Raw genomic sequence first — 16,464 nt, 5'->3', positions numbered from 1 at the left:
TTCGACGGCAGCTTGGGGATTTCCGGCGTGGTCGGCGGAGTGGGCGGGTTGATCTTTTTCACCTGACGGCGCGGGGCACTCGACGTCGCTGCGACCTTGGGCGCTGGCTCGTCGGATATCGACAGCAGCGGAAAGCTCTTCAGCTCGGGTGCGACCCGGCGCAGTACATTGGGGGCAAGCGACAGCAGCAGCAGGCGGCTGGCCGAATCAGTTTGCCGCGCGGCCCATGGCCAACTGGCTTTTCTGGCCTGGCGTCGCGTCGATCAGCTCGTCCCCGCCAAGCGTCTGATACAGGGCGACCAGATTCTGCGCCTTGAGCAGCCGCGTCTGCGCCAAGGTGCGGGCTGCGCCATAGGCGGTTCGCCGCGCGTCGAGCAGGGTGAGATAGGGATCGATCCCGTTGCGATAGCGGGCATCGGCCAGGGTCAGCGAGTCCTGCGCGGCGGCATCGAGCTTGCTGCTCGCGGCATATTGCTCGTCGATCGTTGCCCGCCGCGCAAGCGCGTTGGAGACGTCGCGGAACGCCGTCTGGATCGCGGTCTGATATTGGGCGAGCGCCTGATCGCGCTGGGCATTGCTGACGCGCAGATTGCCGACATTCGCGCCGCCGGTGAAGATCGGCAGCGTGGCAGAAGGCGCGACGCTCCAGGTGCGCGCGCCGCGTAAGAAGAGGTCTGTGAGCGCGGTGCTGGCAAAGCCGGTCAGCGCGGTAAGTGCGATGCGCGGCAGGAAAGCCGCCCGCGCTGCGCCGATGCGGGCATTGGCCGCCCGAAGCGTATATTCGGCCTGAACCACGTCTGGGCGGCGCAGCAGAATCGAGGAGTCGAGGCCCGCCGGGACCTCGGCGATCTGCGTATCGACCGCCTCGATCGACGTCGGCAGCAGCGCATCCGGCACCGGCGCTCCGACCAGCAGCTGTAGCGCGTTGCGATCCTGCTCGATCAGCGTTTCGAGATTGGCCTGATCGGACTGGGCCTGTGCGAGCACCGTCTCCGCCTGGCGCAGATCGGTGCGCGCAGCGACGCCGCCTTCGAGCAGCGAGCGGGTGAGATCGACACTCTTGGCAGCCGCCGCGCTGGTTTCCTTGGCGACCTCGAGCAGGGAACGATCGGTCGCCAAAGTGAGATAGGCGTTCGCCACACCTGCGACCACGCTCAGCCGGACGCCACGCCGGGCGGCGTCGGTTGCCAGATATTCGTTGAGAGCGGCGTTCGACAGGCTCTGTATGCGGCCGAACAGGTCGAGTTCCCAGCTTGCCTGCGCGTCGGTGCGGAAGGTGGCGATAGCGCCGCCGGTGCTGCGACCGCGCGTGCCAACGCTCGCATTGCCACCCACCTGAATCTCGTTCGAGCTGTCTGCCTTAGTGACGTCAGTCGAGACGTCGATCTGCGGGAAGAGCGAGGAGCGCGTGACAGTTACCTGCGCGCGCGCGGCACGGGCGTTGGCGTAGGCGGCCTTGAGATTCTGGTTGTTGGCCAGAGCCTGGTCGATCAGCGCAACCAGCTTCTCGTCGCGGAACACGTCGCGATAGCTGAGCGCCGCTGGCCGCTCGCCCTCGGCCGCTGCGGTCGGATCGGGCAGGGCCGCAGGAACGGCGGCAACCGGGCGCTTATAAGTCGGGGCCAGCGTGCAGGCGCTTGTCGTCGCCAACAGGATGATCGACGTCAGACTTTTTCGCATCAAGCGCTCGCCCCATGTCCCGCCTTGTCCGGGAAGATTCGCCGGATCAGCACATAGAAGAGCGGAACGTAGAAAACCGCAAGCAGAGTCGCGGTGAACATGCCGCCCAGCACTGCCGTACCGATGGCGATGCGCGCCTGCGCGCCGGCGCCGGTCGAGATGGCGAGCGGCACCACGCCGAACATGAAGGCGAAGCTCGTCATCAGGATCGGTCGCAGGCGGATGCGCGACGCCTCGATCGCCGCCTCCAGCGCGGTCTTTCCTTCCTTCTCGGCGGCGATCGCAAATTCGACGATCAGGATCGCGTTCTTGGCGCTCAATCCCATGGTGGTGACCAGGCCGACCTGGAAGAAGATATCGTTTTCCAGCCCGCGCAGCAGCACTGCGAGCGTAGCCCCGATCAGGCCAAGCGGAATCACGAGGATGACGGCGGTGGGGACCGACCAACTCTCGTATAGTGCGGCAAGGCAAAGGAAGACGACCAGCACCGACAGCGCATAGAGGAGCGGCGCCTGTCCGCCCGAGATGCGTTCCTGATAGCTGAGCCCGGACCAGTCGACCGACACGCCCGGGACTTTCGCCGCCAGTTCCTCGATCCGCTTCATGGCGTCACCCGAACTCTTGCCCGGTGCGCCCTGGCCTTGCAGCGTGAAGTTCGAAATGCCGTTGAACCGCGTCAGCACGTTCGGGGTCTGCGCCCAGCGGACCGTCGCGAAGGCCGAGAAGGGGACCATCTGCCCGGTGACGGAGCGAACATGCCACGCGGCGAGATCCTCGGGCTTGCTGCGATATTGCGCATCGCCCTGGATAAAGACGCGCTTCACGCGGCCGCGATCAACGAAGTCGTTGACATATTGCCCGCCCCAGGCCGCCGAAAGCGTCTGGTTGACGCTGGCCTGGGTGATGCCGAGGGCACCGACCTTCTCGGAGTCTATGTCTACGGCCAGCGTCGCCGTGTCTTCGAGCGAATTCAGGCGGACATTGGCGAGGTCGGGATCGGCGGCGGCGGCCGCCAGCAGCTGGTCCTTGCGCGCCTTGAACTCCTCGCGGCTCAGATTGCCGCTGTTGAGCAATTCCATCGAGAAGCCCGACGTCTGCCCGAGGCCGGGAATGGCCGGCGGTGTGAGCACGAAGATCTGCGCGTCGCGGACGTCCGACAGGTTGCGCGTGACGCGGGTCGCGATCGACTGGGCGCTGTTCTCACTGCCCTTGCGCTCGTCCCACGGGGCAAGCGCGATGAAGCCGCGCCCGACATTCTGGCTCTGGCCGCTGTAGCTCGAGCCGCTGATCAGACCGTAATTGACGATCGTTTCAGGCTCGGTCTGGCTCAGTCGCTGCTCGATCTGCTTGGCGACTTCGATTGTGCGGTTGAGCGTCGCGCCGGGAGCGAGCGAGAATTGCAGCTGCGCATTGCCCTGGTCCTCGGTCGGCACGAAGCCGGTGGGCAGCTGGAAGAATACCACGCCCAGCGCGATCAGCAGCAGCACGAAGACGATCAGGGCGCGACGGACATGGCCGAAAAGCCGCTTTACCAGGCCGACATAGCGCTCGGTGAAATCCCTGAACCAGCTATTGAACCGATCGCCATAGCCATAAGCGCGGCCGACGATGCCGGTGCGGCGCGCGCGATCCTCATGATTGGGCCGCTTGAGCAGGGTCGCCGCGAGGGCGGGCGAAAGGACGAGCGCGACCACGACCGACAGCACCATCGACGCGACGATCGTGACCGAGAACTGGCGGTAGATCACGCCGGTCGATCCGCCGAAGAAGGCCATGGGCAGGAACACGGCGGACAGCACCAGCGCGATCGCGATCAGTGCGGTGTTGATCTCCGACATCGACTTGATCGTAGCTTCGCGCGGGCTGATGTCGGGGTCTTCCTCCATCACGCGCTCGACATTCTCGACGACGACGATCGCGTCGTCGACGAGCAGGCCGATCGCCAGCACCAGACCGAACAGGGTGAGCGTGTTCACCGAGAAGCCCGCCACCGCCAGCACGCCGAAGGTCCCGAGCAGGACGACCGGCACCGCGATCGCGGGGATCAGGGTCGCGCGCCAGCTCTGCAGGAAGACGAACATGACGATGACGACCAGAATGACCGCCTCGAGAAGGGTTTTCACCACCTCCTCGATCGACAATTTGATGAAGGCGGTCGCGTCGTTCAGGAAGGTGTGCTTGTAATAAGGCGGGAAGCTCTTCGACGCTGTATCGACATAGGCTCGCACCAGTTCGGACGTCTTCAGCGCGTCCGCGCCCGGCGCGAGCAGCACGGCCAGACCAACGCCCGGATGGCGATTGATGCGGCCCACCACGTTATAAAATTCGCTGCCGAGCTCGACGCGCGCCACATCCTTCAGCAGGACCTTCGATCCGTCGCTCTGGATCTTGACGATGATCGCCTTGAACTCGTCGACCGTGGTCAGGCGGGACCGCGAGGTGACGATCGCGTTGAGCATCTGGTCGTCGGGTGAGGGAACGCCGCCGATCTGTCCGGCCGCGACCTGCGCATTCTGCCCTTCGATCGCCGTCGTCACGTCGGCCGTGGTCAGGCCCACCGAGGCGAGCTTATACGGGTCGAGCCAGATACGCATCGCATAGGAGGAACCGAACACATTGACGTCACCGACGCCCTGAATGCGGCCGATGCCGTCCTGCAGATTCGAGACGAGATAGTCGGCGACGTCGCGGTTGGTGCTGCGGTCGCTCTCGTCGAACACGCTGACGACCATCAGAAAGTCGCTGTTCGACTTGGTGACGACCAGGCCCTGCTGCTGCACCTGGGCCGGCAGGCGGGGCAGCGCCTGCTGGACGCGGTTCTGGACCTGGACTTGCGCAATGTCCGGGTCGACGCCCTTGTCGAAAGTGACGGTGATGTCGGCCCGGCCGGTCGAACTCGACGAGGACGAGAAATAAAGCAGACCGTCGATGCCCGACAGCTGCTGCTCGATGATCTGGGTGATGTTCGATTCGACCGTTTCGGCCGAGGCGCCCGGATAATTGGCGCGGATGTTGATCGAAGGCGGGGCGACGTTCGGATATTGCGAAATGGGCAGGCTCAGCAGCCCGCCCGCGCCGAGCAGCATGATGACGATCGCGACGACCCACGCGAAGATCGGGCGATCGATGAAGATGCGGGATATCATCGGCTGCGGCTCACCCGGCCTTCGCCGGCGGCGCCTTGCGCAATGGCGGCGATCCGGCTGGGACGGGCCGGATCGGTTGGCCGGGACGGATCTTGCCCAGGCCTTCGACCACCACCTTGTCGCCCGGCTTCAAGCCGGCCGTAACCAGCCATTTGTCGCCTACGGTACGATCCGCGCTGATCGTCTGCAGCACCGCCTTGCCGTCGGCGCCGACGAGGATGACCGTCGCCTCCCCCTTCGGGCTGCGGGCCACGCCGGCCTGTGGCACCAGGATGGCCTTGGTAGCGGTCAGCTGGGAGAAACGCGCGCGGACGAACATGCCCGGCAGCAGCAGCCCGTCCGGGTTGGGGAAGCGGGCGCGCAGCGTCACCGTTCCGGTCTGCGGATCGACCATCGCTTCGGCAAACTCGACCCGGCCCTTGCGGGCATATTGGCTACCATCCTCCAGCGTGAGCGACACATTCGCGGAGGAGGGCGCCGCGCCGCCGCTCGCCAGTTGGCGGCGCAATGCGAGCAGGTCGGCGCTGGACTGCTGGATGTCGACAAACATCGGATCGAGCCGCTGGATCGTGGTCAGCGGGTCCGCCTGGCTGGCGGTCACCAGCGCGCCGGTCGTCGCCAGCGATCGGCCGATCCGGCCGCTGATGGGGGCGGGCACGTCGGTGAAGCGCAGATTGACCCGTGCCGTTTCCAGCTGGGCCGAATTTTGCGCGACGGATGCGGCTGCCTGCCGCGCCGCGGCGAGTGCATCGGCATAGTCCTGCTTGCTCACCGCTTCCATCCGCGCGAGCGGCTCGAACCGCTTGGCCTTGGCTTCGGCGGCTTCGCGCAGCGCACGCGCGCTGTCGAGATTGGCCGAGGCCTGGTTCACGGCGGCGCGATAGATGCTCGGATCGATCTGGTAGAGCGTCTGCCCCGCCCGGACGATCGAGCCTTCGGTGAACAGCCGCGCCTTGATGACGCCCGTCACCTGCGGGCGGACTTCGGACATCTCATAGGCGGACGTGCGGCCCGGCAGTTCGATGAACAGCGGCACCGGCTCGGTCTTCATGACGACGTAGCCCGCCTCGGGGGGCGGGGGTGTCGGCTTCTCCTTGGAGCATCCGGTGACAAGAAACGCCCCGGTCAGGAGGAGCCAGCCCATGCTGGCCACCCGAGAAATCGTCATGGTGCAACCTTCGTGAAAAGCAGCCGGCACGGTCATCCTGCTAGCTGTGCCGGTCCTGCGACACAATTGGTATATGATTGCCAATACAACAGGAAACACGCGTTTCCGGACGCAAACTAGCTTCCCCTAGGGCCAGCTGTACAGGGCAATGTTGCGGCGCAACCCGATCCCAAGGCCGATTTGATCCTGAATTCTGCAGAGAAATCGCTTCTGTCCGAGTACCGGACAGGCGTCGGGATCGTTCCGGCAGTCGATCGGTCGAGCGGCTTGTTTCGATCGGTGCTGAAAACGGATTCTTGCCGAAGGGCTGTCGGCGGCATGTTTGAAGCCAGGGTTGGACAATGGCTGGATGCCCCTCCTCCTGAGAGAAGGGGCGCCATCATTTAACGGCAGACGCGGACGGGGCGGCCGCGATGCCATTCGTTCCAGCAGCGGGCGCGATAGCCGCGATCGCGGTACCAGCGGCGCTCGTTGACCCAGCGCCGGTCATGCTTCCACCGCCGATCCCGATCCCAGCGGCGATCATGGTCCCAGCGCCGGTCGCCGTCCCAGCGGCGGTCATGGCTCGCGCGCCGGTCATCCCAGCGGTCATGTGCTTGTGCCGGGGCACTGGCACCCAGCGCCGCGACGGCCAGACCAATCGCGGCAAAGATCGTTCCCATTCTCATCTCTGCTCTCCTCTCGCCCATCTCCTTCGGACAAGGGAAAGTTAGCGAGGAACAGCCTGAGCCACGCTGAACGGCTTCTTCATCTGCCGTACAGCTTCATATGATGGCTTTAGACGGAGAAAGCCCGGATCAGTCGACGTCCTCGACCTCGACGCTCTCGCCGGTCACCCGCTGCGACAGGGCTGCCGCCATGAATTTGTCGAGATCGCCGTCGAGCACGTCGGATGGTGCCGTGGAGGTGACGCCGGTGCGCAGGTCCTTCACCATCTGATAGGGCTGCAGCACATAAGAGCGGATCTGGTGGCCCCAGCCGATCTCGGTCTTGGCGGCATAGCCGGCCATCGCCTCGGCCTCGCGCTTCTGCAGCTCCTGCTCGTACAGGCGCGCCTTCAGCTGCTTCATCGCCTCGGCCTTGTTCTTGTGCTGCGAGCGCTGGTTCTGGCAGGCGACGATGATGCCGGTGGGGACGTGGGTGATGCGCACCGCCGAATCGGTCGTGTTGACGTGCTGGCCGCCCGCGCCCGACGAGCGATAGGTGTCGATCTTCAGGTCCTTTTCGAGAACCTCGATGTCGATATCGTCGTCGACCTCCGGATAGACCCAAACGCTGGCGAAGCTGGTGTGACGGCGCGCGGCCGAGTCATAGGGGCTGATCCGCACGAGCCGGTGTACGCCGCTCTCGGTCTTGGCATAGCCATAGGCATTCTCGCCGCGCACCAGCAGCGTCGCGGACTTGATGCCCGCCTGTTCGCCCGCGTGGAAGTCGACCAGTTCGACCTTGTAGCCATGGCGCTCGGCCCAGCGCGAATACATGCGCTGGAGCATCCCGGCCCAATCCTGGCTCTCGGTGCCGCCGGCGCCGGAATTGACCTCGATATAGGTGTTGTTGCCGTCGGCCTCGCCGGCAAGCAGCGCGCCGATCTTGTCCTTCTCCGCCCGCTCGGCCAGTGCGGCCAGTGCGGCGACGCCATCGTCGACCAGCGCCTGGTCGCCCTCGGCTTCGGCCATGTCCATAAGCTCGATCGTGTCGTCGCGCTCCAGTTCGATCGCCTTGACCGCAGAGATCGCCTCGTCGAGCCGGCGGCGTTCACGCATGACCTCCTGCGCGGCCTTGGCATCGTCCCACAGCTTAGGGTCCTCGACGCGGGCATTGAGCTCGTCGAGCCGGCGCAGCGCGCGGTCCCAGTCCAGGAAGCGGCGGACAAGCGCCATCGCCTGGTTGATCTGCTCGACACTGGCTTGCGCTTCGGCGCGCATAGGACACTCCAAATCTTGTGCGGACCCGATCGGCACCGTCGCCGGCGCGAAACGGAGCGGGAGTCGATTCTCCCGATGGCGGCGACCCGCCGGACGAACGGCCCTAGTAGATGCCGTCCTGACTTTGCAAGAACTCGCTGTCGGTGGTTGCCCGCGCCGGCTGCTGCGCGGCGCGGCTGGCGATCTCGTCGCGGCGTATCGTGCGGCGCGGTTCGCTTTCCGGCTTGAACGCTTCCCAGATGACCGAACTATAATAGCTGCCGTCGGGCCAGGCGCCGAAGATGCGGCGGCCGGTCTTGCGGTCGATCCGGATCATGCGGATGCCGGGGGGCGCCTGGAAGGGTACGACCGGCATGCCCGCCATCGCCTTGCCGGCGAAGCTGCGGAAGATCGGTGCGGCGATCGTTCCGCCCTGGGCATAGCTGCCCATCGAGCGCGGCGTGTCGTAGCCGAGGTAGAGCCCGCCGACCATGTCGGCCGAGCCGCCGACGAACCAGACATTGGTCGGGCCGGACGAGGTGCCGGTCTTGCCGAACATCGGGCGTCCCAGGTCGCGCAGCACCGTCGCGGTTCCGCGCTCGACGACGCCCTCCATGATGTGGAGCATCTGATAGGCGGTCATCGGGTCGATCACCTGCTTGGCGCGCAACGCCGGGCGGGGCATCGGCCGACCCTCATAGCGGGGCAGGTTGCAGCCCTCGCAGGCGCGCTTGTCGGCGCGCCAGATGATCTTGCCGTTGCGGTCCTGGACATAGTCGATCAGCGTCGGGCTGAGCGCGCGGCCCTGATTGGCGAACATCGAATAGGCGTTGACCATCTTGAGCACGGTCGTCTCGCCCGCGCCGAGCGCATAAGCGAGATAGGGCGGATAATCGCCGACGCCCATCACCTTGGCGGTCTTGACGACCTTGTCCATGCCGATCTGGCTGGCAGTGCGGACGGTCATGAGGTTGCGCGACTGCTCGACGCCCCAGCGCATCGTCTGCTCGCCGGCATTCTGGCCCGAGAAATTACGGAAACACTTTTGCCCGAGCCGCGCCGACTGAAAGACGCAGAAGGGGCCGTCGATGATGATCGAGGCCGGCGTCATGCCATTGTCGAGCGCGGCGGCATAGACGAACGGCTTGAACGTGGAGCCCGGCTGCCGCATCGCCTGGGTCGCGCGATTGAACGAGGAGCCCCGCGCATCGAAGCCGCCCTGCATTGCCAATATCTGGCCGGTGTGGGGGTTCTGGATCACCATTCCGCCCGAGATCGAGGGGATGCTGCGCAGGGTCCAGCCGCTGCCTTCCTGGCGCGCTACGATCACGTCGCCGACCTTGAGGAAATCGAATGCCCGGCCGCCGACGCCTGCGCGCGGCATGGTGGCGCCCGAACTCGGTAAGATGCCCTTCGTCCCGTCCTCGAAGCCAAGCTCCGCCTGCGAACCCTGTTTGGACAGGACGACGGCAGGGCGCCAATTGGCATAGCCCGCGCCGACATTGGCGTTCGAAAGAGCGCGCTGCCAGTCCTCGGTCACATCGATCTTGGCGATGCGTCCGCGCCAGCCCTGCGCGGCCTCGAAGCGGACCAGCCCGTCGCGCAGCGCATTCTCGGCCGCGTCCTGCACCTTGGCGTCATAGGAGGTGCGGACCCAGAGGCCGCCCGAATAGACCCCGTTCGGACCGTTATCGGCGTCCTCGCCATAGCGTTCGATCAGTGCGCGGCGGACCTCCTCCATGAAATAGCCGGTAACGCCGGCCTTGGGCGCGTAGCGGGGGACGATGCCGAGCGGGGCGGCCGATGCATCGGCGCGCTGCTGTGCGGTGATGAAGCCGTTGGTCTCCATCTGCCGCAGCACATAATTGCGCCGATCGAGCGCACGGTCGGCATGGCGTTCGACGGTGTAGTTGGACGGGGCCTTGGGCAGGATCGCGAGATAGGCGACCTCGGGCAAGGTCAGGTCGCCGACATCCTTGCGGAAATAGGCGCGGCTGGCCGACTGCACACCATAGGCGTTCCGCCCCAGGAAGATCTGGTTGAGGTAAAGTTCGAGGATCTGCTGCTTCGACAGCGCCGCCTCGATCCGAAAGGCGAGGATCGCCTCGCGCACCTTGCGTGCGATCGAATAATCGTCGCCGACGATCAGGTTCTTCGCGACCTGCTGGGTGATGGTCGAGCCGCCCCGCGCGCGTCGGCCGCTGCCGAGCTTCGACGTATAGTCCCAGACGGCCCCCGCGAGGCCGCCGAAATCGATGCCGGGGTGGCTGAAGAAGGTCTTGTCCTCGGCCGAGATGAAGGCATCGACCAGGATCGGCGGAAATTCCTGATAGGAAAGCTGCACCCGGCGCTCGCGCGCGAAGTCCGCGATCGGTTCACCGTCATAGCCGCGCACATTGGTCGGCAGCGGCGGCTGATAAGCCAGCAGCGCGTCCGCCGAGGGCAGGCCGCGCGCGAAGAAGAACCAGATCAGGAGCCAGGCGAGCGCGGCCGACCAAAGGAGATAGCCGGACCAGCGCCAGCTGCGATATCCGCGCAGGTGGCGGACCTGGTCACGCCATCCGGGAAAGGGATTGTGAAAGGCAGGAAGCTTCGGCACTGGCGCGCTCTAGCAGGTTTGTGGGGCTTTGGAAGCGGGCCACCGGGCGGCCGGGACCGGGGCGCGGGGCGTCATTCGCCGGTCAGCCGCTTGGCGAAATGGATCTCCACCGCCTTGCGCACGCCGATCGCGATGTTCCGCCGATATTGCGGCGACAGCAGCAAAGCGAGGTCGCCATCGTTCGAGATATAGCCGGTCTCCAGCAGCACGGAGGGTACGTCCGGCGCCTTGAGCACGATCAGGCCGGCGAAGCGGTGTGCCTCATCCTTGAAATGGACGGTGGACGCCATTTCCCGCTGCAACAGCGTCGCGAATTGCGACGAGATGTTCATCGTCTCACGTTGAGCCAGGTCGAGCAGGATCGAGGACACCTCGTTATTCTCGCCGCCGAGATCGACGCCGTTGAGGATGTCGGCACGATTTTCCTTGGCCGCGAGCTGGGCCGCCACCCGGTCCGACGCCACCTCGGACAGGGTATAGATGCTGGCGCCGCGAGCGGCCGCGTTGGCCGCGCTGTCGGCATGGACCGAGATGAACAGGTCGGCCTTCAGCCGCCGCGCGATCTCGCGTCGCTCGCCGAGCACGAGGAAGCGGTCGTCGCTGCGCGTCAGGGCGACGCGGACCCGGCCTGACGCGACCAGCTCGTCGCGGATGGCGCGCGCGATGCCGAGCGCCACGTCCTTTTCCTTGGTGCGGCCGTCCGCCGATTGCGAGCCCGGATCATGGCCGCCATGGCCCGCATCGATCACCACCAGCGGCCGTTTGGTCCCACGGGCACCCGACACGGCTGGAACGGGCAGCGGCTTGGGCGGGTCGAGCGGAACGGTAATGCCGCCGCTCTGCGCGCCGCGCGCCGAGGCCGCGCGATCGTCGAGCCCGAACAGCTGGCGGCCCTTGCGGACGGCGCGGGCGAACAGGCTTTCGCTGACGGGCTTCAGCGTCAGGGTCAGAGCGCGGTGGTCTTCCGAGAAGGTCGCGTCACCGACGACGGCCGCCTTGGTCAGCTCGAACACCACGCGCGCCGTATCCGGATCATATTGGCCATGGCGGGTCGCCGCGATCAGCCCGCCCGAGGCGGTGACGCGTCCCATCCGAGCGCCGGGCAGGTCCACAGCGATTCGTTGCGGTCCGGTCAAGACGAAGGCCGACGCCGTCGCCACCGGCGCATCGAAGCGCAGCGTGAGGCTGGTCTCGGCGATATCGATCGCGGTTACCGTCGAGGCCGCATGCGCCGCTCCCGAAAACAGGAGCAGAAGTGCGGTCAGAGCGATGATGAGACGCTGGCTGATGACAAATCCCGGCAAAATGGTCCCACGCACGACGTTTGGGCCCGAACAGGCCAACAGCTTCACAACGGCCGCAATAGTTTAACCAAAGCGAGGCCATGCTTGTCCAGTCATGCTGATGCCTTGCCGAGAACGCCGCCGGATGCTAGCAGTTTTCGTCCGGACGTCGGCCGATCCTCGCATATCGTTGGGATCTCCTTGCCGAACCGGCTTTTCCGCTGCCTTTCGGCGGCGGCGTAACAGGTTGACGATCGTATGAGTCATTATTCGCCCCGTTCCGAAGACTGCCGGCCCTTCGCCGGCTTTCGGAACGGAGCCTGCCTTCCGGCGCATCGCGCCGGAGATGACTTTGCGACGGCTGCACATATCCAGTTTTCAACTTCGGCGGAATTTTCGGTGACGATGCGGTTTGCCGCGCCGGCCCGCATTCCGTCCTTTGCACATCGCGCGAGCGGCCACCATCACTGGACGGGCCGCCGCGTTCGGAGAGCTTTTGATGACAACCCGCATGCTTATCGACGCTCGCCACCGGGAGGAAACCCGCGTGGCGGTCGTACAAGGGAACCGTATTGAGGAATTCGACTTCGAGTCGGCCGAGCGCAAGCAGCTCAAAGGAAATATCTATCTCGCCAAGGTGACGCGCGTCGAGCCGTCGCTCCAGGCAGCCTTTGTCGATTATGGCGGCAACCGCCACGGCTTCCTGGCCTTTTCCGAAATCCATCCCGATTATTATCAGATCCCGAAAGAGGACCGCGAAGCGCTCCTGCGCGAGGAAGCCGAGCACGCCGCCGAGGAAGAGGCGCTGCGTGCCCGCGAATCCGATGATGGCGACGAAGCCGACGAAGACGCCGATCAGGATGACGAGGGCGCCCATGCCGAAGGCGGCGAGGGCGATGATGAGGACGCGCCGCGCCCCCGCCGCGAGTCGGTCGGCGGCGGATCGGACGATGGCGCCGTGGAGAATCTCCGCCAGCGCCGCATGAACCTGCGCCGCCGCTACAAGATCCAGGACGTTATCCGCCGCCGGCAGGTCCTGCTCGTCCAGGTCGTCAAGGAAGAGCGTGGCAACAAGGGCGCGGCCCTGACCACCTATCTCTCGCTGGCCGGCCGCTATTGCGTGTTGATGCCCAACACCAGCCATGGCGGGGGCATCAGCCGCAAGATTTCGAACGCTGCCGACCGCAAGCGGCTCAAGTCGATCATGACCGAACTCGCGCTGCCGCGCACGATGGGCTGCATCGTCCGCACCGCCGGTCTCCAGCGCACCAAGACCGAGATCAAGCGCGACTTCGACTATCTCGCCCGCCTGTGGGACGAGATTCGAGAGAACACGCTGGGGTCGCAGGCGCCGGCGCTGATCTATGGCGACAGCGACCTGATCAAGCGCGCGATCCGCGACATCTACAACCGCGACATTGATGAGGTGATCGTCGAGGGCGAGGAAGGTTATCGCCAGGCGCGCGCCTTCATGAAGCTGCTGATGCCCAGCCACGCCAAGAAGGTCGGGCTTTATGCGGACGCGGTGCCGCTGTTCCAGCGCTTCGGCGTCGAGGACCAGCTTGCGGCGATGTACCAGCCGGTCGTCCAGCTGAAGTCGGGCGGCTATCTGGTCATCAATCCGACCGAAGCGCTGGTGTCGATCGACATCAACTCGGGCCGGTCCACCCGCGAGCATAATATCGAGCAGACGGCGACCGCCACGAACCTCGAAGCCGCTCATGAGATCGCCCGCCAGCTCCGTCTGCGCGACATGGCCGGGCTGATCGTCATCGACTTCATCGACATGGAGAACGGATCGAACATCCGTAAGGTCGAGAAGGCGATGAAGGAGGCGCTGAAGAACGATCGCGCCCGCATTCAGGTCGGCCGTATCTCCAGCTTCGGCCTGTTCGAGATGAGCCGCCAGCGCCTGCGCACCGGCGTGCTCGAGGCGTCGACCCGCCAGTGCCCGCATTGCGAAGGCACCGGCCTGATCCGTACTGCCTCGTCGGCCGGCCTGTCCGCGCTGCGCATGCTCGAGGACGAGGCCGCCCGCGGCCGTGGTTCGCGTCTGCTGCTGCGCGCCAGCCAGGAAGCGGCCTTCTACGTGCTCAACCGGAAGCGCGCCGAACTGGCGGAGATCGAGGAGCGCTACGGCGTCATCATCGAAATCCTGTCCGACGGCACGCTGGAGGGCGCACGGATGAGCGTAGAAGCCGGCGGCCCGCCGCCGAGCCACGCGCCGCGCCTGCCCACGCCGCTGCCGATCGAGATCGATGACGATATCGAAGAGGAAGAGGACGAGGTCGAAGTCGAAGAAGAAGAGGCCGAAGCCGAGGGCGACGGTCAGGACGAAGGCGAGCGGGGCGACGGCGGTCGTCGTCGCCGTCGTCGCCGCCGTCGTCGCGGCGGTCGTGGTCGCGATCAGGAGGGACAGGCCGACGGCACCCGCGAGGGTGAGGAAGGCGAGGCTTCCGAACCGACCGATGGCGACGAGCGGCCGGCGAATATGGCCGAGGATGGCGCCGACGAAGAGGCCGCCGAGCCGCGCCGCCGTCGTCGCGGTCGCCGGTCCGGTCGACGTCGGGGTGGCGACGATGCCACTGCCTCGACCGAAGGCGAGACGGTCGTCGAAGGGGCAACCGCATCGGAAGGCTCGGATGGAGCAGTTGTCGAAGCACCCGCAGCCGAGGTTCCGGCCGTGGAGACTGCCGACGGCCCCGCCGAGGAGGCCAAGCCCAAGGCCCGTCGTCGGCCGCGTGCCCGCAAGGCCGACGCCGCTCCTCAGGTCGTCGAAGCGGTAGCTGCCGAGGCGGTGGCCGAAGCACCGGTCGAGGTCGCTGCCGAAGATGCTCCGGCACCGGAAGCGATCGAAGCCGCGCCCAAGCCGCGCCGTGGCGGTCGCCGCAAGAAGGCTGACGCTGAAGCACCGGCTACGGAGGAAGCCGTTGCCGATACTGCCGATGCGCCTGTCGAGGCCGAGACGAAGCCTGCGCCCAAGCGTCGCAGCCGTGCCAAGGCCAAGAGCACCCCGGCAAATGCCGAACTGACCGCCGAAGCGGTGGTCGACGCGCCCAGCGAGGAGGCCGCTGCTGTCGCACCGGCATCCGAGCCTGTGCCGTCGGCACGGGTCCAGGAGGAGCAGACCGAAAGCGCGCCTGCCGCCGAGGCCGAGGACGAGCCCTCGTCGCCGCCGCGCCGCGGCTGGTGGCAGCGGACGTTCGGCGCCTGATCGTGCGGGGCGGGCTTCCTATGCGGAGCCCGCCTCCACGCTTCACGCCGGGTTAAGGCCCGCGCCCGGAGAGACAATAGGCATGAAGCATCGGCAAGGATCGCTGTTCGGCCTGTTACGGAGTCTGCTGATTGCGGCGCTCGCCCTGTCGCTGACCGCCCAGCCGGTCGCTGCCCAGTCGATCCTGCGCGACGCTGAAACCGAGGCCTATCTCAAGGACATCGCGGCACCGATCATCGCCGCCGCCGGGCTCCAGCCGGGCAATGTCGACATCATCCTGATCGGCGACAAGGAGATCAACGCCTTCGTCGCCGGCGGACAGGCGGTGTATATTCACAGCGGCCTGATCGAGCGGGCCGACAACACCAACGAAATCCAGGGCGTCATTGCGCACGAACTCGGCCACATCACCGGTGGCCACATCATCCGTAACGGTGAAGGCGCCAAGGGTGCCACCGGCATTTCCATCCTGTCGTTGCTGATCGGCGCGGCCGCTGCCGTCGCCGGCGCGGGCGAGGCGGGCATGGGCGTGATGATGGCGGGCCAGCAAGCGGCCATGGGCAAATATCTCGCCTTCAACCGCGTTCAGGAGGCCAGCGCCGATGCCGCCGGTGTCAGTTTCCTCGAGAAGGCCAATATCTCGGGAAAGGGAATGCTCAGCTTCTTCCTGAAGCTGAAGCAGGAGGAGTATCGCTACGCCTCGACCTATGCCCAGGTCGACCCTTTCATGCAGACCCACCCCCTGTCGGGCGACCGCGAGGCGACGCTGAAGGCCGACGTTTTGAAGTCCCCAGCTTATGAGAAGCGAACCGATCCCGCGCTCGAGGCGCGCTTCCTGCGGATCAAGGCCAAGCTGATCGGTTATATGGACGATCCCACGTCGGCGCTGCGCAAATATCCCGAAAGCGACCAGAGCATGGCGGCGCATTATGCGCGGGCCTATGCCTGGCATCGCGGCGCCTATCCCGACAAGGCGCTTCAGGAGGTCGACAAGCTGGTCGCCATGGCACCCGCCGACCCCTATTTTCGCGAATTGCAGGGGCAGATCCTGCTTGAGTCCGGCAAGCCCAAGGAAGCGATCGGACCGTTGCGGATGGCGGTGCAGGGCTCGCGCGCCTCGCCGCTGATTGCCTCGCTGCTCGGCCATGCCCTGCTCGCGACCGAGGATCGCGCCAATCTCGACGAAGCGCGCGATGTGCTGAAGGTTGCCGTCGCACGCGATCGGGACAATCCTTTCGCCTGGTACACGCTCGGCATGGCCTATGCCCGATTGGGCGACGAGCCACGCGCACAGCTCGCCACGGCCGAGCGCTATGCGCTGACCGGTAATATGGGACTGGCGGTCGCTAGCGCGGAAGCGGCCATGTCGCGGTTGCCGCGCGGCACGTCGGACTATATCCGGGCCGAGGACATCGCCCTTGCGGCGCGCGCATCGGCGCGTGACCGCAAGCGCTGAGCTTCGGGATCACC

At 66.0% G+C, this 16,464-nt stretch carries 9 protein-coding genes; 2 read left to right on the top strand and 7 right to left on the bottom strand.

From position 1 onward, the window contains the following. Positions 1–207: 207 nt before the first annotated feature. From ACNI3R_RS01070 to ACNI3R_RS01040, 7 genes are all read right to left on the bottom strand, one after another. A complete protein-coding gene (locus tag ACNI3R_RS01070) occupies positions 208–1,680 on the bottom strand; it encodes an efflux transporter outer membrane subunit (protein WP_426179173.1) in 1,473 nt (490 codons plus the stop codon). Further along, positions 1,680–4,826, bottom strand: a complete 3,147-nt coding sequence (locus tag ACNI3R_RS01065) for an efflux RND transporter permease subunit (RefSeq protein ID WP_426179172.1) — start codon at positions 4,824–4,826, stop codon at positions 1,680–1,682. The genes ACNI3R_RS01070 and ACNI3R_RS01065 overlap by 1 nt, the downstream gene beginning before the upstream one ends. Positions 4,827–4,836: 10 nt before the next feature. Beyond that, a complete protein-coding gene (locus ACNI3R_RS01060) occupies positions 4,837–5,994 on the bottom strand; it encodes an efflux RND transporter periplasmic adaptor subunit (protein WP_426179170.1) in 1,158 nt (385 codons plus the stop codon). 383 nt (positions 5,995–6,377) lie between these two features. Then, positions 6,378–6,662 (bottom strand): hypothetical protein, encoded by a 285-nt coding sequence (locus tag ACNI3R_RS01055; protein WP_426179169.1) that lies wholly within the window; start codon positions 6,660–6,662, stop codon positions 6,378–6,380. Positions 6,663–6,791: 129 nt separating this feature from the next. Next, positions 6,792–7,919, bottom strand: a complete 1,128-nt coding sequence (gene prfB / locus ACNI3R_RS01050) for a peptide chain release factor 2 (RefSeq protein ID WP_426179167.1) — start codon at positions 7,917–7,919, stop codon at positions 6,792–6,794. A gap of 103 nt (positions 7,920–8,022) precedes the next feature. Beyond that, a complete protein-coding gene (locus tag ACNI3R_RS01045; RefSeq protein WP_426179165.1) occupies positions 8,023–10,497 on the bottom strand; it encodes a penicillin-binding protein 1A in 2,475 nt (824 codons plus the stop codon). Between the two features lie 71 nt (positions 10,498–10,568). Then, positions 10,569–11,801, bottom strand: coding sequence for an N-acetylmuramoyl-L-alanine amidase (locus ACNI3R_RS01040; RefSeq protein ID WP_426179164.1), 1,233 nt, complete (start codon positions 11,799–11,801; stop codon positions 10,569–10,571). Between the two features lie 478 nt (positions 11,802–12,279). On the opposite strand from ACNI3R_RS01040, the gene ACNI3R_RS01035 reads away from it, so the two are divergent. Further along, positions 12,280–14,994: an Rne/Rng family ribonuclease gene (locus ACNI3R_RS01035; protein WP_426179162.1), complete on the top strand. Its 2,715-nt coding sequence runs from the start codon at positions 12,280–12,282 to the stop codon at positions 14,992–14,994. A gap of 82 nt (positions 14,995–15,076) precedes the next feature. Further along, complete coding sequence (locus ACNI3R_RS01030) at positions 15,077–16,450, top strand: M48 family metalloprotease (protein ID WP_426179160.1); 1,374 nt, start codon at positions 15,077–15,079, stop codon at positions 16,448–16,450. Positions 16,451–16,464: the final 14 nt, after the last annotated feature.

Origin of the sequence: Rhizorhabdus antheiae, from assembly GCF_049889055.1 — a bacterium.
In the GTDB taxonomy this organism is placed as follows: domain Bacteria; phylum Pseudomonadota; class Alphaproteobacteria; order Sphingomonadales; family Sphingomonadaceae; genus Rhizorhabdus.
Note: the sequence above shows the minus strand (reverse complement) of the source record. Positions and strands in the feature narration are given on the sequence as shown.